17 protein-coding genes are annotated in these 16,576 nt (G+C 61.3%); all 17 read left to right on the forward strand.

Features of this window, described 5'->3' with window-relative positions:
- Window positions 1-703: 703 nt before the first annotated feature.
- The 17 genes from KGA81_RS08230 (at window position 704) to abaF (ending at window position 16,495) form a co-directional block, all read left to right on the forward strand.
- Window positions 704-874: a YhfG family protein gene (locus KGA81_RS08230; protein WP_223545398.1), complete on the forward strand. Its 171-nt coding sequence runs from the start codon at window positions 704-706 to the stop codon at window positions 872-874.
- Complete coding sequence (locus KGA81_RS08235) at window positions 871-1,488, forward strand: Fic/DOC family protein (protein ID WP_223545399.1); 618 nt, start codon at window positions 871-873, stop codon at window positions 1,486-1,488. Before KGA81_RS08230 ends, KGA81_RS08235 begins: the two co-directional genes overlap by 4 nt.
- Before the next feature lie 574 nt (window positions 1,489-2,062).
- Complete coding sequence (locus KGA81_RS08245) at window positions 2,063-2,356, forward strand: hypothetical protein (RefSeq protein ID WP_411736545.1); 294 nt, start codon at window positions 2,063-2,065, stop codon at window positions 2,354-2,356.
- Entirely contained in the window at window positions 2,353-3,036 is a 684-nt protein-coding gene (locus KGA81_RS08250) for a GntR family transcriptional regulator (protein WP_223545400.1), read from the forward strand. The genes KGA81_RS08245 and KGA81_RS08250 overlap by 4 nt, the downstream gene beginning before the upstream one ends.
- A gap of 114 nt (window positions 3,037-3,150) precedes the next feature.
- Complete coding sequence (locus KGA81_RS08255) at window positions 3,151-4,083, forward strand: 4-hydroxyproline epimerase (protein WP_223545401.1); 933 nt, start codon at window positions 3,151-3,153, stop codon at window positions 4,081-4,083.
- The gene (locus tag KGA81_RS08260) at window positions 4,080-5,195 is read left to right on the forward strand and encodes an NAD(P)/FAD-dependent oxidoreductase (protein ID WP_223545402.1); all 1,116 of its coding nucleotides are present in this window, start codon (window positions 4,080-4,082) and stop codon (window positions 5,193-5,195) included. Before KGA81_RS08255 ends, KGA81_RS08260 begins: the two co-directional genes overlap by 4 nt.
- The gene (locus tag KGA81_RS08265) at window positions 5,188-5,424 is read left to right on the forward strand and encodes a 2Fe-2S iron-sulfur cluster-binding protein (RefSeq protein ID WP_223545403.1); all 237 of its coding nucleotides are present in this window, start codon (window positions 5,188-5,190) and stop codon (window positions 5,422-5,424) included. Before KGA81_RS08260 ends, KGA81_RS08265 begins: the two co-directional genes overlap by 8 nt.
- Entirely contained in the window at window positions 5,421-6,677 is a 1,257-nt protein-coding gene (locus KGA81_RS08270) for an FAD/NAD(P)-binding oxidoreductase (protein ID WP_223545404.1), read from the forward strand. The genes KGA81_RS08265 and KGA81_RS08270 overlap by 4 nt, the downstream gene beginning before the upstream one ends.
- A gap of 74 nt (window positions 6,678-6,751) precedes the next feature.
- Window positions 6,752-7,501 (forward strand): AraC family transcriptional regulator, encoded by a 750-nt coding sequence (locus KGA81_RS08275; protein WP_223545405.1) that lies wholly within the window; start codon window positions 6,752-6,754, stop codon window positions 7,499-7,501.
- Between the two features lie 686 nt (window positions 7,502-8,187).
- Window positions 8,188-9,006: a transporter substrate-binding domain-containing protein gene (locus KGA81_RS08280; protein ID WP_223545406.1), complete on the forward strand. Its 819-nt coding sequence runs from the start codon at window positions 8,188-8,190 to the stop codon at window positions 9,004-9,006.
- Window positions 9,007-9,016: 10 nt separating this feature from the next.
- Window positions 9,017-10,795 (forward strand): aconitase X, encoded by a 1,779-nt coding sequence (locus KGA81_RS08285; RefSeq protein ID WP_223545407.1) that lies wholly within the window; start codon window positions 9,017-9,019, stop codon window positions 10,793-10,795.
- Entirely contained in the window at window positions 10,788-11,453 is a 666-nt protein-coding gene (locus KGA81_RS08290; protein WP_007997725.1) for an amino acid ABC transporter permease, read from the forward strand. Before KGA81_RS08285 ends, KGA81_RS08290 begins: the two co-directional genes overlap by 8 nt.
- Before the next feature lie 10 nt (window positions 11,454-11,463).
- Window positions 11,464-12,114 carry an amino acid ABC transporter permease gene (locus KGA81_RS08295; RefSeq protein WP_223545408.1) on the forward strand — a complete coding sequence of 217 codons (651 nt, stop codon included), beginning with the start codon at window positions 11,464-11,466 and terminating at the stop codon, window positions 12,112-12,114.
- The gene (locus KGA81_RS08300) at window positions 12,107-12,829 is read left to right on the forward strand and encodes an amino acid ABC transporter ATP-binding protein (RefSeq protein WP_223545409.1); all 723 of its coding nucleotides are present in this window, start codon (window positions 12,107-12,109) and stop codon (window positions 12,827-12,829) included. The genes KGA81_RS08295 and KGA81_RS08300 overlap by 8 nt, the downstream gene beginning before the upstream one ends.
- Before the next feature lie 133 nt (window positions 12,830-12,962).
- Window positions 12,963-13,991, forward strand: a complete 1,029-nt coding sequence (locus tag KGA81_RS08305) for a trans-3-hydroxy-L-proline dehydratase (RefSeq protein ID WP_223545410.1) — start codon at window positions 12,963-12,965, stop codon at window positions 13,989-13,991.
- 125 nt (window positions 13,992-14,116) lie between these two features.
- Window positions 14,117-15,034, forward strand: a complete 918-nt coding sequence (locus tag KGA81_RS08310) for a dihydrodipicolinate synthase family protein (protein ID WP_008018644.1) — start codon at window positions 14,117-14,119, stop codon at window positions 15,032-15,034.
- Between the two features lie 72 nt (window positions 15,035-15,106).
- Window positions 15,107-16,495 carry a fosfomycin efflux MFS transporter AbaF gene (abaF, locus tag KGA81_RS08315; protein ID WP_223545411.1) on the forward strand — a complete coding sequence of 463 codons (1,389 nt, stop codon included), beginning with the start codon at window positions 15,107-15,109 and terminating at the stop codon, window positions 16,493-16,495.
- Window positions 16,496-16,576 lie beyond the last annotated feature (81 nt).

Genomic DNA, 16,576 nt, shown 5'->3' on the forward strand with positions numbered 1-16,576 from the left:
ATCGCTCCCGCAACGATCTCGGCGATCAGACGATTAGACAGTCGCAGGCGTTTTCACGCCTGGACCGAAAGCGAATTTGCTCTTCCTGTATGAGCCCTGCACTCGCCCCTCAATTCCAAGGTGGCGTTACACTCAAAGCCACCAGGTACCATAATGGAATTCTGCCAGGAATCCCCATTTGCGATCGTTTGTGTATCACGTGCGAGCGGGGGCAAAAGTGGGGGCACCCCAAAACTTTCGCGGTCTGAAAATACCATCCTGGAGCCAAGTCCAAATGTTTTTCGGGAGTCCAAGTCCTCGCTGTGGGAGCAAGACGGGCCGTCATTGATGTGGAAACCAGTTCGGCTGCGTGACCCAGTCGTCTTCCCTCTTTGTGTTTTCAGAGTGAGAGATGCGCTCACGGCGCTGGAACGCATGACCGAGCACTTCAGCCGCGCAAGTCAATAAATACGGGGGCTTTGTCCTCCAGGAACCTCCGATCAAATCCAGCTTCCTCCGTTACATTCAGACATCACCGAGTACAGCTTTATCGCAGCAGTGGAGGACCTGGCGTGCGATGAGGCTTGGGCGGCAGTAACGGTGGATTGCTCATGAACATCGACTGGGTTGAGTGGTTCACATCAGTATGCGATGCTGACTTGGCAGTCCCTAATCAGGGACTCAATCAGCTATACTTGCCAGACACTGACATTGGGTGCCGAAAATGGAAAAGCTGAGTCTGCAGACCAAGAAGGCGTGGTTCGCCAAGCACCGCAAGGCCAATTTCGCCGCCAGCCTGCGCCTGGAAGGTTTCGTGCCTTCTCCAAATGATGGCGACATCAAACTCCCTACCCGAGAAGCTGCCCTTAAAGCGGTGCGGCACATCAAAGTTTGAGTCACGACAAATACGGCACTGACCAAGCCCCGGATTGCTATCCCGGCACCGAGGTTCTAGTAAACCTGCTCGACCTGCATGACGGCGATGACCTTGATGAGGCTGAACGCTATCTCAACGAAGTCGCCTCCATGCGACTGGAATTCGTCGACCCTCCTTACAACGTAGCCACCCTGAAGCGGATCCACCGCACTTTGTTTGCTGAAGTTTACGAGTGGGCTGGAGAGATCCGCACACTCTCAATCAGCAAAGGCAACACTAGATTCTGTAGCCCGGAGTTCATCGAGACGGAAATCGGAAAGGAACTTTCAAAGATCGCGAATACGGGTTGGTTTGAAGGGTACCCCCGCGACTTGCTTGTTTCGTCCATAGCCGAGTCCTACGGCACGATTAATGTTGCGCACCCCTTCCGGGAGGGTAATGGCCGGACCCAGCGGATCCTCTTTGAATGGATCATCCTCAATGCGGGATATACGATCGACTGGAGCCTGGCTGATCGCCAAGAGTGGAGCGATGCCTGCATACACTCGTACTACGGCGATGATGATGGCCTGACTGACATCTTTGATCGATGCATCGGAACGAAGATTCAAGAAGATCAGCCACTGAACTAATAAAAAGGGCGCCATCCATCAGACGGTATGAAAATGCAGTCTGCCAAGATCAAAAACAAATGCCCCGACTTGTCGGGGCATTTGTTTTTCTGAAATCAGTGCCATCCATCAAAATCTGCTTTATTCCACTGCAACCAGTGGGCATATTTTGGGCAGCTTTCTCTTTCTCAAAAAAGGATGCCGCCAACCATGAGTGCGGACCTTGAGAGACCTCCTGGACGTAAATTCAGTGACGCTTGCGTAAGCGTCGCTGATAGAGCCAGGTAAGTACAGCCCCTTTGAAAGCCAAGACCGCAAAAATTGAAGCGCAACGTCTCGATGAGACCCGTACCTTCCAGCGTGCAGCCGAGCAATGGCCTAAGCACAAAGCCCCCGGGCTGGTTACAAAATCGGTGTCCGGTTTCGAAGGCGCGCTGACTAGCCATGTTTACCCACTGATTGGAACTAAGCCTGTCAGCGCGATCAGACTGGAGCACGTCACAAAAATCAAATACGTGGTGACGCGCTCAACTTGCGCAAAAACTCTCTATCGTCATAAGTCCAGGAAACCTGTTCAAGGACGATCGTCTTTTCCATGCGCGGCGTGTTCTGGGCGCCGATGGGTGAAGTCGACATCCCGCAGCACATTGCAGGCTCGGCCTTCGGCATTGGCTGCCTGATCGGCTATGCCCCGGCCCAATCCGTCCAGCGTAAAACCATGGCAACCGGTGAAGTGGGCGCAGTGCAGGCCTTAATGAAAACGGGCGCCTTGACAGGCGCCCGTTTTGTAGTCGCCGGTTGCATGACCGACATCGAGTGCATCGATGTCGCACCGGGGAAGATCAGTAATAGAATTTCGTATACCCTAGCGCTATCTCACTCCAAATGACCGCCGCCGTGAAACTACCCAAACTCAACGCCCCCGACCTTGGTAACACGCCTTCGACTTCGGAAATCATCACCCGCCATCTGCGGGATGCGATTGTCGCCGGGCATTTTGCCGAGGATGAGCCGATCCGCCAGGACGACATCGCCCGCCAGTTCAATGTCAGCAAGATCCCGGTGCGCGAAGCCCTCAAGCGGCTGGAGGCCGAAGGGTTGGTGATGTTCCAGCGCAATCGCGGAGCGATGGTCACGCGGGTTTCCGATGCGGAACTGGCGCAGATGTTCGAAGTGCGGATGTTGCTGGAGGACAAGATTCTGCGCCTGGCCATTCCGAACATGACCGAAGAGACCTTCGCCCGTGCCGAGCGCATCTGTCAGGAGTTCATCGGCGAGGACGACGTGGGGCGCTGGGCCGAGCTCAACTGGGAGCTGCATTCCTGCCTGTACGAGCCGGCGCAGCGACCGTTTCTGGTGAGTCTGATCCGTTCGGTCAACGACAAGCTGGAGCGTTATCTACGCATGCAGATGAGCTTGTCGGCCGGTAAGGAACGGGCCGATCACGAACACCGCGAGATCCTGGCGGCCTGCCGCGCCGGGGATGTGGACCTGGCGGTGAAGCTTCTGGACGAGCACATTGCCGGCGTCTGCACGACCCTCTTCGAACACCTGCCCCACAGCCACTGACAACTGCGGATGCTGTGCCGATTTCGTCATCGACACAGACTAAATCCATCAAGCCGACACCCCGCCGCACGGGCCACTCTTGCGTTCACTCAACCGAATGGACGTGGCCCTCCCATGAAACGCATCTCTGTGATCGACTCCCACACCGGCGGCGAACCGACCCGCCTGGTGACCGCCGGCTTTCCTGAGCTGGGCACCGGCAGCATGGCCGAACGGCGCAAGGTATTAGCCGAACAGCATGATCAATGGCGCGCCGCCTGCGTGCTGGAACCACGGGGCAGTGACGTACTGGTGGGCGCCCTGCTCTGCACGCCGGTGGACCCTGGCGCCTGTGCCGGGGTGATTTTCTTCAACAACACCGGTTATCTGGGCATGTGCGGCCACGGCACCATCGGCCTGGTGGCGTCGTTGGCGCATCTGGGCAAGATCGGCCCCGGCGTGCACAGCATCGAAACGCCGGTGGGCACGGTGCAGGCAACCCTGCACAAAGACCATTCGGTGAGCGTGCGCAACGTGCCGGCCTACCGTTATCGCAAGGCGCTGGCGGTGCAGGTACCGGGCATCGGCCGGGTGGTGGGTGATATCGCTTGGGGCGGTAACTGGTTTTTCCTGATCGCCGAGCATGGCCTGCGGGTGGCTGGCGACAACCTCGACGCGCTGACCGATTACACCTTTGCCGTGCAGCAAGCGCTGGAGGTCCAAGGCATTCGCGGTGAAGACGGCGGCTTGATCGATCACGTCGAGTTGTTCGCCGATGACGATCACGCCGACAGCCGCAACTTCGTGCTCTGCCCCGGCAAAGCCTATGACCGCTCGCCCTGCGGCACCGGCACCAGTGCCAAACTGGCATGCCTGGCAGCCGACGACAAGTTGCAACCGGGGCAGATCTGGCGCCAGGCCAGCGTCATCGGCAGCGAGTTCGAGGGCTCCTACGAACTGCAGGGCGAGCGCATCGTGCCGACCATTCGTGGGCGCGCGTTCATCAGTGCCGAGGCGAGCCTGATCATCGAACAGGACGACCCGTTCGCCTGGGGCATTCGTCCATGAACGAGGGTCAGGTGGCCGATGTGATCGTGATCGGCGCCGGCATTATCGGCGCCGCCTGTGCCCAGGCGCTGGCCCGTCGCGGCTTGCAGGTGCTGGTGCTGGACGCCGGCCTGCACGGCGCCACGGCCGCCGGCATGGGCCACTTGCTGGTACTCGACGACAACCCCGCCGAACTGGCCCTGAGTCAATATTCGTTGCAGCGCTGGCGCGAACTGGGCGCGGACCTGCCCGACAGCTGTGCCTACCGCTGCAACGGCACGCTGTGGCTGGCGGCGAATGCCGAAGAAATGGCGGTGGCCCACAGCAAATTCCTGAACCTGCAAGCCCAGGGCGTGGCTTGCGAACTGATCGGCGCCCGTGCCCTGCGCCAGCGCGAACCGGAACTGAGCGAAGGACTGGAAGGCGGCTTGCTGATCAATGGCGACGGCATTCTATACGCCCCGGCGACGGCCGGATGGATGCTCCAAACTCCGAACATCCGCCAGCGCCGGGCACGGGTCAGTGCGGTCGATGGCAACCGCGTCTGCCTCGATGATGATCACTGGTTGAGTGCCGATGCCGTGGTGTTGGCCAACGGTATTCAAGCCAACGAGCTGTGCCCGGAATTGCCCATCGAGCCGAAAAAAGGCCACTTGCTGATCACTGACCGCTACCCCGGCAGCGTCACCCATACGCTGGTGGAACTGGGTTATGTCACCAGTGCCCACAACGCCACGGGGCCGTCGACCGCCTGCAATATCCAGCCGCGCCCCACCGGGCAACTGTTCATCGGCGCCTCGCGGCAATTCGGCACCACCGACCCGCAGGTCGAAGGCTGGATGCTCGCCAAAATGCTCAAGCGTGCCGCCGAGTACATGCCAGGGCTCGCCCGGCTCAATGGCATCCGTGCCTGGACCGGTTTCCGTGCCGCCAGCCCCGACGGCTTGCCGCTGGTGGGCCAACATCCACAACGTCAAGGCTTGTGGCTGGCAGTCGGTCACGAAGGACTGGGCGTAACCACCGCCCCCGGTACCGCCGATTTACTGGTGGCGCAACTGTTCAACGAAACCGCCCCACTGGCCGCACAACCTTATCTGCCCCAGCGTTTTCTCGGAGAACCGGTCTATGCCTGAATTATTGCTGGACGGCCACACCCTGAACGTCGCCGAAGGCACCAGCGTCGCCGCTGCCCTGGCGTTGGCCAGTGACGGCTGCACGCGCACCTCAGTCAGCGGTCAGCGCCGTGCGCCGCTGTGCGGCATGGGCATTTGTCAGGAATGCCGGGTGACCATCGATGGCCAGCGTCGCCTGGCTTGCCAGACCCTGTGCCGTGACGGCATGCAGGTGGAGACTCGCCCATGAATGAATACGCTGATCTGTTGATCATCGGCGCTGGCCCTGCCGGGATGAGCGCCGCCATCGCCGCCGCCCCCAGCGGCGCCCGCATTGTCATGCTCGACGACAACCCGCAGCCGGGCGGGCAAATCTGGCGCGACGGACCTCAAGCCAGCGTGCCCGGTCAGGCCCGGCGCCTGCGCGAGCGTCTGGCGGCGTGCAACAACATCCGCCATCACGCCGGTACACGGGTGATCGCCAACCCCGGCGCGAAACAACTGCTGGTGGAAGATGACGACCATGGCTGGTTGATCAGCTACGACAAACTGATTCTGTGCACCGGCGCCCGTGAGTTACTGCTGCCCTTCCCCGGCTGGACCCTGCCGGGTGTCACCGGTGCCGGTGGTTTGCAAGCACTGATCAAGGCCGGTCTGCCGGTGCAAAACGAACGCGTGGTGATCGCCGGCAGCGGCCCGCTGTTACTGGCCAGTGCCGCCACCGCCAAACAGCATGGCGCGCAAGTGCAACGCATTGCCGAACAAGCCAGCCGCAGCGCCGTCGCCGGTTTCGCCGCGCAATTGCCGCGCTGGCCCGGCAAATGGCTGCAGTCGTTCAGCCTGTTCGACCACCACTACCGCACCGCCACCCACATATTGGCCGCGCTCGGCACCGACCGAGTGGAAGGCGTGCGCCTGCAACAACATGGCAACATCGTTGAGTTGGAGTGTGACCGGCTGGCCTGTGGTTTCGGGTTGATTGCGAATATCCAGCTGGGTCAGGCACTGGGTTGCGCCATCGAAGATCAAGCCATCGCGGTGGATGCCTGGCAGGCCAGCAACCGCGCCGATCATTATGCGGCGGGCGAATGCACAGGGTTCGGCGGCAGTGAGCTGGCCTTGGTGGAAGGTGCGATTGCCGGCCACGCTGCGGTCGGCAATCTGGAGGCCGCCAGGCAATTGTGGCCGCGCCGGGCGCGCTGGCAGGGTTTCGCCAAGGCGCTGAACAGCGCGTTCGCCCTCGACCCGCGACTCAAGTCCCTGGCCCAACCCGACACCCTGGTTTGCCGCTGCGAAGACGTGCCCTACGCGGCATTGACCGGTCACTCTGACTGGCGCGAAGCCAAACTCGCCAGTCGCTGCGGCATGGGCGCCTGCCAGGGCCGGGTATGTGGCGGCGCAGTGCAGCATATGTTTGGTTGGCAGCCCTCGGCACCGCGCCCACCCTTCAGCCCGGCGCGGATCGAAACCTTGATGTCCCTGGACGATACCCCGCCAGCGTGATGACCACGCCAGGGGTTTCGGCCACGCTGTCGAGCCTCTATGATCCCGGGGGTCACCCTCAGACCCCCAGCGCCATGTATCCCTCGCTCACCACCTTTAAACCTTGCGATCTGCCGACGCTGCTGAACAGCCTTCAGCCCATCGCGCCGTTGCTCGATACCCTGTCGGACGTGGTGTTTTTCATCAAGGACTGCGAGGCCCGCTACGCCTTCGTCAACCAGACCCTGGCCCGGCGTTGTGGTTTCAAACACCGGGACGGACTGCTGGGGCGCACCGCCGAAATGGTCTTCCCGGAACGCTTCGGTCCGCTGTACACCGAGCAGGATCGGCGAGTGCTGTCCAGCGGTCGCGAACTGGCCGATCAGCTGGAACTGCATTTGTATTATGGCAATCAGCCGGTCTGGTGCCTGACCCACAAACTCGCCTTGAAGGATGAACAGGGTCGAATCGTGGGCCTGGCCGGTATCTCCCGCGACCTGCAATCGCCGCAGTCGAACCATCCGGCGTTCCAGAAACTCGCCGCCGTGGATGCCCATATCCGCCGCCACTTCGCCCGCTCCATCAGCCTCGCCGAACTGACCGCCATCGCTGGCTATTCCGTGGCGCAATTGGAGCGGCACTGCAAACGGGTGTTCCAGCTCACCCCACGGCAAATGATTCACAAGGCGCGCCTGGAAGAAGGCTCGCGGTTGTTACTGCACACCGAGTTGCCGATCACCGAGATTGCCTTGCGCTGTGGTTACACCGACCACAGTGCCTTCAGCCGACAGTTTCGGGCGCTGACCAGTCTGTCGCCGAGTCAGTATCGCGATAATCAGCGTTAGGTTTGGGGGTATATCCGTTGCTGCGGTAACGGCCACTTACGGTTCCGCTTTTACAGCGGGTCACTTGGAAGAGCCCCAAGTAACCAAGGGCTTTTGCCCCTGACGTTCGGTACCTCGCTTAGGCTCGGCATGCCCTCGCTCCGGTCCTGCTCCGTGGGCCCGCCGCCATCGGCCATCCATGGCCGGGGGCGGCTAACCCGGCATCCCTGCCGGGTTGCCCACTACGCAGAACCTCCTCTCGGCCTCTCGATGGGGCGTGTACCACAACAGCAAAAGCGAGGCGGCCTACCGGCCGGCCTGATCGCGACATCGTCGTGTTTCTTCCGCAGGAATTATCGTATGTCCGTTAATAGCAGCTGTACGCGGTCGGTGTAGGAACTGGCGAAGTCTGCGATCTTTTGATCTTCAGCGATCGTTCTGACATCGTTGGTTCAAGGCCGCACACAGCATTGACCAGTGTTCCTTAAAGGGGCGCCCGCGCAACCATTGCTCCCATATGTAACACCTGCCCCCGATACCTTGGCGTCACCGTACCTCCGGTTGCACCGCTACAAAACCTCTACGCCAAGGCCTGACAACTAATTCACCCCTCGGACTGGAAATAGGCACGTTGATTGCTATTGTTAATATCGTATACGAAATCCCCAATACGATATCCAACAGCACTTCACATCAACGAGGCCTCTATGAAAAACCCCGCATTTGCCGTAGCCCTCAGCGCTGTTCTCAGTACCTCCTTCATCGCCACTGCCCAGGCCGACAAGCTCGACGACATCATCGGTTCGGGCAAGCTGCGCTGCGCCGTGACTCTGGACTTCCCGCCCATGGGCTTTCGCGATGCCAGCAACTCGCCGGCCGGCTTCGATGTGGACTATTGCCGCGACCTGGCGAAGATCCTCGGGGTCGAGGCCGAAGTGGTGGAAACGCCGTTCCCGGATCGTATTCCGGCACTGGTCTCCGGCCGGGCTGACGTGATCGTCGCGTCCACCTCCGATACCCTCGAACGCGCCAAGACCGTTGGCCTCACCGTGCCCTACTTTGCCTTCCAGATGGTGGTGCTGACCCGCGACGACACCGGCATCAACGGCTTCGACGACCTCAAGGGCAAAGCGGTGGGCAACACCAGCGGCACCTATGAGGCCATCGCCCTGGAGAAAGACGTGAAGAGCTGGGGTTCGGGCAGTTTCCGAGCCTACCAGTCGCAGAGCGATACCCTGCTAGCCGTCGCCCAAGGCCACATCGATGCCACCGTGGTCACCAACACCGTGGCCGCCGCCACCCTCAAGTCGGGCAAATACAAAAACCTGAAAGTCGCCGGTAACGCCCCTTACGTCATCGACTACGTGTCCCTGGGTGCCAAACGCAGCGAATACGGCCTGCTGAACTACCTCAACCTGTTCGTCAACCAACAGGTGCGCACCGGTCGCTACAAGGAGCTGTTCGTTAAATGGGTCGGCACCGAGATCCCGCCGACCAACCTGACCGTGCCTCAGGTCTACTACTGAGATGTCCGGCATGCCTGGGCCAATTTCTCTGATCGGGCGCAGCCTGGTGGCGGGCGCCGCGCAAGGCGCCCTGCTGTTCGCCGATATCGGCTTGAGTTTCTGGGGCGGCGTCGATCCCTGCACGGGTGAAGTCATCGACCGCCATCACCCGCTCAGCGGCCAACACCTGGCTGGCCGCGTGCTGGCGATTCCCAGTGGTCGCGGCTCGTGCACCGGTAGCAGTGTGTTGATGGAACTGATCAGCAACGGCCATGCACCGGCGGCATTGGTGCTGGCCGAAGCCGACGAGATCCTGACCTTGGGCGTGCTGGTGGCGCAGACCATTTTTGCCCGTTCCCTGCCGGTGCTGTGCATCGGTCGGGAGGCCTTCGCCGCCTTGCGCGGCCAGGCCTTCGCCCGGGTCGAAAATACAACGTTGAGCCTGTTCGATCACCTGCCGGGCGACGCCTGGCAGGCGCTCGACAGCCCATTACCAGACACTGACAGCAGCGCTTCGATCAGGCTCACCGAGCACGATCGGGCGCTGCTCGATGGCCGGCATGGCAAGGCCGCGCAAATGGCCATGCAGATCGTCCTGCGCATGGCCGGACTGCAGGGGGCCGAGCACTTGGTGGATGTCACTCAAGCACACATCGACGGCTGCATTTACACGGGACCTGCGAGCCTGCGCTTTGCCGGGCAACTGGTGCAATGGGGAGCCAAAGTGCGAGTGCCCACCACCCTCAATTCAATTTCCGTCGACCAGCGCCGTTGGCGCGAACTGGGTATCGACCCGGCACTGGGTGAACCGGCCAGTGCCTTGGGCGATGCGTATATGGCGATGGGTGCACAGCTCAGTTTCACCTGCGCGCCGTACCTGCTCGACACTGCACCGAAGGCCGGCGAGCACATCGTCTGGGCGGAATCCAACGCAGTGGTCTACGCCAACAGCGTGCTCGGTGCACGCACCCTGAAATACCCGGATTACCTGGACATCTGCATCGCCCTCACCGGTCGCGCCCCGCTGGTCGGCTGCCATCTGGACGCGCAACGCAAGGCCCGGTTGCAGATCGAGTTGCCGGCCCTCGGTGAACTGGACGATGCCTTCTACCCGCTGCTGGGTTACCACATTGGCGCCCTGGCCGGCAGTCGCGTGCCGCTGGTGCTGGGACTGGAAAAACGCAAGCCGGGCCTGGACGACCTCAAAGCCTTTGGCGCGGCCTTCGCCACCACCTCTGCGGCGCCACTGTTCCACATCGCCGGGATCACGCCGGAGGCCATTGACCCGGCGCAGGTGCTGGATGCGGACACGTGCATTGCCGTGGAAAAAATCCGCCTGGAGGACCTGCTGCCGAGTTGGCGCGAACTCAACAGTGCTCGCGATAACCGGGTCGATGTGGTGTCGCTGGGTAACCCGCACTTTTCCCTCGGCGAGTTCGCTCACCTGGCGCGACTGTGCCGGGGACGACAAAGACACCCGGATGTGGTGCTTGCCATCACCTGCGGCCGTGCCGTGTTGGAGCAGGCCCGCGAGGCCGGGCACATCGCCGTGATCCAAGCGTTTGGCGCGACCCTGGTCACCGATACCTGCTGGTGCATGCTCGGCGAACCCGTAATCCCCCTGGCGGCTAAAACCCTGATGACCAACTCGGGCAAATACGCCCACTACGCACCGGGCCTGGTCGGCCGCAAGGTGCACTTCGCCAGCCTTGCCGAATGCGTCGACTCGGCCTGCACCGCAACGGCCAGCGGACGTTTGCCGGCCTGGTTACAACCTGCTGCCCTACTGGAGAGTCCTGCGCATGTTTGACTACAGCTTCCAATGGCGCTCCGCCCTGCGCGCCCTGCCGGACATGCTTGCCGGTGCCATCGTCACCTTCGAAACCGCCGCGCTGTCGATGATCTTCGGCGTGCTGATCGCCCTGGCCCTGACGGTGATGCGCGAGGCCAAACACCCATTACTGCGCGGGTTCGGCAACGGTTGGGTATCGATTGCCCGCAACACCCCGTCGCTGTTCCAGATCTACATCCTCTACTTCGGCCTCGGCTCGCTGAACCTGCACGTCAGTTCCTGGTTCGCCCTGCTGGCCGGGATCACCTTCAACAATGCCGGGTATCTGGCGGAGAACTTTCGCGGTGGCCTCAAGGCGGTGCCTGACACGCAGGTGCGTGCGGCGCGTTCCCTGGGCATGAGTGCCTTCCAGGCCTACCGCATGATCATCGTCCCGCAACTGCTGCGGATCGTGTTCTACCCGCTGACCAATCAGATGGTCTGGGCGGTGTTGATGACGTCGCTGGGGGTGATCGTCGGGCTGAACAATGACCTGACCGGTGTGACCCAGGAATACAACGTCAAAACCTTCCGCACCTTCGAGTATTTCGCCATCGCAGCGGTGCTGTATTACTTGATTGCCAAGGCGATCGTCGCGGCAGCCCGGCTGATGGCCTGGCGGTTGTTCCGTTACTGAGGAGCTGTGCATGTTTTCCACCGATTTTTCCTCCAATGACTTGATGTTCCTGCTCAACGGTGCGTGGGTCACGATGCAACTGACGTTCTGGTCGATCATTCTCGGCTCCTTGGCCGGGTTGTTGTTCGGCTTGCTGCGGGCCCTGTTGCCACGGGCCAGCCTGCCGTTGGCCTGGGTGCTGGACGTGTTTCGCAGCGTGCCGTTGCTGATCCAGTTCGTGCTGTTCAACTCGCTCAAAAGTATCATCGGTTTGAACATCAGCGCCTTTAGCGTCGGCTGCATTGTGTTGGGGGTTTACGCGGCGGCGTACTTCACCGAGATCGTGCGGGCTGGCGTGCTGGCGGTGCCGTTCACCGTGCGCCGGGCCAGCCGTTCGCTGGGGCTGAGCTTCTTGCAGGACTTGCACTGGATCGTTCTGCCGATGGCCACCCGAGTGGCGTTCCCCGGCTGGCTGAACCTGGTGCTCGGGGTAATGAAAGACACCGCGCTGGTGATGTGGATCGGCATCGTCGAACTGCTGCGCGCCTCGCAAACCATCGTCACCCGCATCCAGGAACCGTTGCTGGTGCTGTGCATCGCGGGCCTTATCTACTACGTCATGAGCCTGGTGGTCGCACGCCTGGGCGCTCGTCTGGAAAGAAGGTGGCAAGAAAATGATTGAGATCGACAACGTACATAAATCCTTCGGCAACCTCGAAGTGGTCAAGGGCGTCAACCTGACGGTGAACAAGGGCGAAGTGGTGTCGATCATCGGCGGCTCTGGCTCCGGCAAATCGACCTTGCTGATGTGCATCAACGGCCTGGAACCGATCCAGAAAGGCAACATCCGCGTGGACGGCGTCGAGGTCCATCACAGCGCCACCAACCTCAATCGCCTGCGGCAGAAAATCGGCATTGTGTTCCAGCAATGGAATGCCTTCCCGCACCTGACGGTGCTGGAAAACGTCATGCTCGCGCCGCGTAAAGTGCTGGGCAAAAGCAAAGCTGACGCTGAAGAACTAGCGGTCAAGCAACTGACCCACGTCGGTCTGGGCGACAAGCTCAAGACCTTCCCTGGCAAGCTGTCCGGTGGACAGCAACAACGCATGGCCATCGCCCGCGCCCTGGCCATGTCACCGGATTACATGCTGTTTGACGAAGCCACCTCGGCCCTCGACCCGCAGTTGGTCGGTGAAGTGCTGGACACCATGCGCATGCTCGCCGAAGACGGCATGACCATGGTGTTGGTGACCCACGAAATCCGCTTTGCCCGGGATGTGTCCGACCGTGTGGCGTTCTTCCGCAATGGCCTGGTGCATGAGATCGGGACGCCGGATCAGGTGATTGGCAATCCGCTGCATGCGGAGACTGCAGCGTTTCTGAAATCAGTGAAATAGCGACTGGCCTCATCGCGAGCAAGCTCGCTCCCACAGGAGTGAGGGGTGTACACAACATTGTGACCCACACAAAACCCTGTGGGAGCGAGCTTGCTCGCGATGAGGCACTCACAGGCGAAACAAGGAGCAAACCATGCGTTCATCAAAAGTCATTCATGTAGTCAGCTGCCACGCCGAAGGCGAAGTCGGCGACGTGATCGTCGGCGGTGTCGCCCCGCCGCCCGGCGCCACCGTGTGGGAACAGTCGCGCTGGATCGCCCGGGATGAAACCCTGCGCAATTTCGTTCTCAACGAACCCCGCGGCGGCGTGTTCCGCCACGTCAACCTGCTGGTCCCGGCCAAGGACCCACGGGCGCAGATGGCCTGGATCATCATGGAACCGGCGGACACCCCGCCAATGTCCGGCTCCAACTCGTTGTGCGTCGCCACCGTATTGCTCGACAGCGGCATCCTGCCCATGACCGAGCCGCAAACCCGCCTGGTGCTGGAAGCGCCCGGCGGCCTGATCGAAGCCGTGGCCGACTGCCGGGATGGCAAGGTGCAGCGGGTGGAAGTGAAAAACGTGCCGTCCTTCGCTGATCGACTGGATGCGTGGATTGAAGTCGAAGGCATCGGCTCGCTGAAGGTTGACACCGCTTATGGTGGCGACAGTTTTGTGATTGCCGATGCCCAAGGCCTGGGTTTCTCCATCCGCCCGGATGAAGCGGCCGATCTGGTGGCGGCCGGGCTGAAAATCACTCGAGCGGCCAACGAACAACTGGGCTTCGTGCATCCGCTGAATCCCGAGTGGTCGCACATTTCCTTCTGCCAGATCGCCGCCCCCATCGTCCATGAGAACGGCATCGCCACCGGCGCCAATGCGGTGGTGATTCAACCGGGCAAGATCGATCGCTCCCCCACCGGCACTGGTTGCTCGGCGCGCATGGCGGTGTTGCAGGCCAAAGGCTTGATGCAGGTTGGCGAGCGCTTTGTCGGCCGTTCGATTATCGGCTCCGAGTTCCACTGCCGCATTGATTCGCTGACCGAGGTCGCCGGCCGCGCCGCGATTTACCCGTGCATTTCAGGGCGGGCGTGGATCACCGGCACCCATCAATTGCTGCTCGACCCAAGCGATCCGTGGCCACAAGGCTATCGCCTGTCCGACACTTGGCCCGGCGCCTGATCACGCAATCCCTGACCCCCCAGACCAACGGCCAGTAAAAACCCTGAAAACCGAAAAAAGCACTAGCCGAGCACCGTCATTTTAAATATCGTATACGAAATACAATTAACGAACCGGAGGCAACAATGAGCAAGCGCATTAACTGGAGTGGCGTATTCCCAGCGGTGACCACTCAATTCAACGATGACTACTCCATCAACCTGGAAAAAACCCATCAGGTGATTTCCAACGTGATCCGCGACGGCGTGTCGGGCCTGGTGGTCTGCGGCTCGGTGGGTGAAAACACCTCGCTGACCGCCGAAGAGAAAATCGCCGTGACCGAGGTCGCTGTCGATGCCGCCCGCGGTCGCGTACCGGTGATTTGCGGCGTGGCCGAGTTCACCAGCATACAAGCGGCCAAGGTCGCCAATGCCGTACGCCGGGTTGGTGTCGATGGTGTGATGCTGATGCCGGCGCTGGTCTACGGTTCCAAGCCGTTCGAGACCGCCGAGCATTACCGCTACGTGGCGAAAAACGCCGACGTGCCGCTGATGGTCTACAACAACCCGCCTATCTATAAGAACGACGTCACCCCGGACATCCTGATTTCCCTGGCCGACTGCGACAACGTGGTGTGCTTCAAGGACTCTTCCGGCGACACCCGCCGCTTCATCGACGTGCGCAACGAAGTCGGTGACCGTTTCGTGCTGTTCGCCGGCCTTGACGACGTGGTGCTGGAAAGCATCGCCGTGGGTGCCGAAGGTTGGGTCTCGGGCATGTCCAACGTGTTCCCGAAAGAAGGCGAAACCATCTTCCGCCTGGCCAAGGCCGGTCGTTTCGCCGAAGCCATGCCGATCTACGAGTGGCTGATGCCGATCCTGCACCTCGATGCCCGTGCCGACCTGGTGCAGTGCATCAAGCTGTGTGAAGCCATCGCCGGTCGCGGCAGCGCGTTGACCCGTCCGCCACGCCTGGCCCTGCCGGAAGCCGACCGTGTGTTCGTCGAGCAGATCATGGCCAAGGCGTTGGCCAACCGCCCGGAACTGCCGGACGTCGGTCTCTGAGTGATTGCCGGGCGGGCCTTTACCGGCCCGGCCCGGCTGCCCGTTTTTTGCGCCTTAACAAGGTACGTCAGCATGTCCAATCCTCAACACCCGCAAAGCGCAGCCACACCCTCGGGACTCAAACGCGTAGTGGCCGCCGCCATGGCTGGCACCGTCGCCGAATGGTATGAATTCTTTCTCTACGGCACCGCCTCGGCGCTGGTCTTCGGCCAGTTGTTCTTCCGTCAGACCGACAGCCCCATCGACGGCATCATCGCCGCCTTCGCCTTGTACGCGGTCGGCTTTCTCGCCCGGCCGTTGGGCGGCTTGGTATTCGGTCACTACGGTGACAAATTCGGCCGCAAACGCCTGCTGCAACTGAGCCTGGTAGTGGTCGGCATCACCACCTTCCTGATGGGTTGCCTGCCTGGCTTCGACCAGATCGGTTACGCAGCGCCAGTGTTACTGGTGCTGTTGCGGTTGATCCAGGGCTTCGCTTTCGGTGGCGAATGGGGCGGCGCGATTCTGCTGGTGTCCGAACACTGCCCGGACAATCGTCGGGGCTTCTGGGCCAGTTGGCCGCAAGCCGGGGTGCCGGCGGGCAACCTGGTGGCCACGGTCGCCCTGCTGCTGTTGTCGTCGAACCTGTCAGAGCAACAGTTCCTTGCCTGGGGCTGGCGCGTGGCGTTCTGGTTCTCGGCGGTAGTCGTGTTGATCGGTTACTGGATTCGCACCAGCGTCGATGACGCGCCAATTTTCAAGGAAGCCCAGGCCCGTCAGGCCCAGACCAAACAGCAACAACTCGGTGTGGTGGAGGTGCTGCGTCATCACTGGCGTTCGGTGCTGGTGGGAATCGGCGCACGCTTTGCCGAGAACATCCTCTACTACACCGTGGTGACGTTCTCGATTACCTATCTGAAACTGGTGGTGCACAAGGACACTTCGCAAATTCTGCTGCTGATGTTCGGTGCGCACCTGGTGCACTTTTTCCTGATCCCGCTGATGGGCTATCTGTCGGACATCGTCGGGCGCAAGCCGGTGTACCTGACCGGCGCGGTGCTCACAGCGTTCTGGGGTTTCATCGGTTTCCCGATGATGGACACCGGCAACAACTGGCTGATCATGGCCGCCATCACCCTGGGCCTGGCCATCGAGTCGATGACTTATGCGCCTTACTCGGCGCTGATGGCTGAACTGTTCCCGACCCACGTGCGCTACACCGCTCTGTCCCTGTGCTACCAGGTGGCGCCGATCTTCGCCGGCTCCCTGGCACCGCTGATCGCCATCACCTTGCTCAACAAGTACCACAGCTCGACTCCGATCGCCTGGTATCTGGTGGGCGCCGCACTGATTTCCGTGGTGGCTGTCGGCCTGACCCGCGAGACCCGTGGCAAGTCATTGCGCCAGGTGGATGCCGAGTCGGCGGCGCGGGTTGCTGCGCTGGACCCGGCTAGCCCACGCCGGGCCGACTCTCTGGCCTGAGTTAATTCCTGTGGGAGCGAGCTTGCTCGCGATGGACGTCAACGATAACGCGTGTTGTCTGAATGGAAGCGTTGTCCTTGC

The sequence above is a fragment of the Pseudomonas sp. A-B-19 genome (assembly GCF_019947515.1).
In the GTDB taxonomy this organism is placed as follows: domain Bacteria; phylum Pseudomonadota; class Gammaproteobacteria; order Pseudomonadales; family Pseudomonadaceae; genus Aquipseudomonas.

What these genes read in the sequence shown, in the direction of transcription:
- KGA81_RS08230 (WP_223545398.1), top strand. Translation starts at nt 704, where the DNA reads ATGGAAAAGCTGAGTCTGCAGACCAAGAAGGCGTGGTTCGCCAAGCAC.
- KGA81_RS08245 (WP_411736545.1), top strand. Translation starts at nt 2,063, where the DNA reads ATGCGCGGCGTGTTCTGGGCGCCGATGGGTGAAGTCGACATCCCGCAG.
- KGA81_RS08250 (WP_223545400.1), top strand. Translation starts at nt 2,353, where the DNA reads ATGACCGCCGCCGTGAAACTACCCAAACTCAACGCCCCCGACCTTGGT.
- KGA81_RS08255 (WP_223545401.1), top strand. Translation starts at nt 3,151, where the DNA reads ATGAAACGCATCTCTGTGATCGACTCCCACACCGGCGGCGAACCGACC.
- KGA81_RS08260 (WP_223545402.1), top strand. Translation starts at nt 4,080, where the DNA reads ATGAACGAGGGTCAGGTGGCCGATGTGATCGTGATCGGCGCCGGCATT.
- KGA81_RS08265 (WP_223545403.1), top strand. Translation starts at nt 5,188, where the DNA reads ATGCCTGAATTATTGCTGGACGGCCACACCCTGAACGTCGCCGAAGGC.
- KGA81_RS08270 (WP_223545404.1), top strand. Translation starts at nt 5,421, where the DNA reads ATGAATGAATACGCTGATCTGTTGATCATCGGCGCTGGCCCTGCCGGG.
- KGA81_RS08275 (WP_223545405.1), top strand. Translation starts at nt 6,752, where the DNA reads ATGTATCCCTCGCTCACCACCTTTAAACCTTGCGATCTGCCGACGCTG.
- KGA81_RS08280 (WP_223545406.1), top strand. Translation starts at nt 8,188, where the DNA reads ATGAAAAACCCCGCATTTGCCGTAGCCCTCAGCGCTGTTCTCAGTACC.
- KGA81_RS08285 (WP_223545407.1), top strand. Translation starts at nt 9,017, where the DNA reads ATGCCTGGGCCAATTTCTCTGATCGGGCGCAGCCTGGTGGCGGGCGCC.
- KGA81_RS08290 (WP_007997725.1), top strand. Translation starts at nt 10,788, where the DNA reads ATGTTTGACTACAGCTTCCAATGGCGCTCCGCCCTGCGCGCCCTGCCG.
- KGA81_RS08295 (WP_223545408.1), top strand. Translation starts at nt 11,464, where the DNA reads ATGTTTTCCACCGATTTTTCCTCCAATGACTTGATGTTCCTGCTCAAC.
- KGA81_RS08300 (WP_223545409.1), top strand. Translation starts at nt 12,107, where the DNA reads ATGATTGAGATCGACAACGTACATAAATCCTTCGGCAACCTCGAAGTG.
- KGA81_RS08305 (WP_223545410.1), top strand. Translation starts at nt 12,963, where the DNA reads ATGCGTTCATCAAAAGTCATTCATGTAGTCAGCTGCCACGCCGAAGGC.
- KGA81_RS08310 (WP_008018644.1), top strand. Translation starts at nt 14,117, where the DNA reads ATGAGCAAGCGCATTAACTGGAGTGGCGTATTCCCAGCGGTGACCACT.
- abaF (WP_223545411.1), top strand. Translation starts at nt 15,107, where the DNA reads ATGTCCAATCCTCAACACCCGCAAAGCGCAGCCACACCCTCGGGACTC.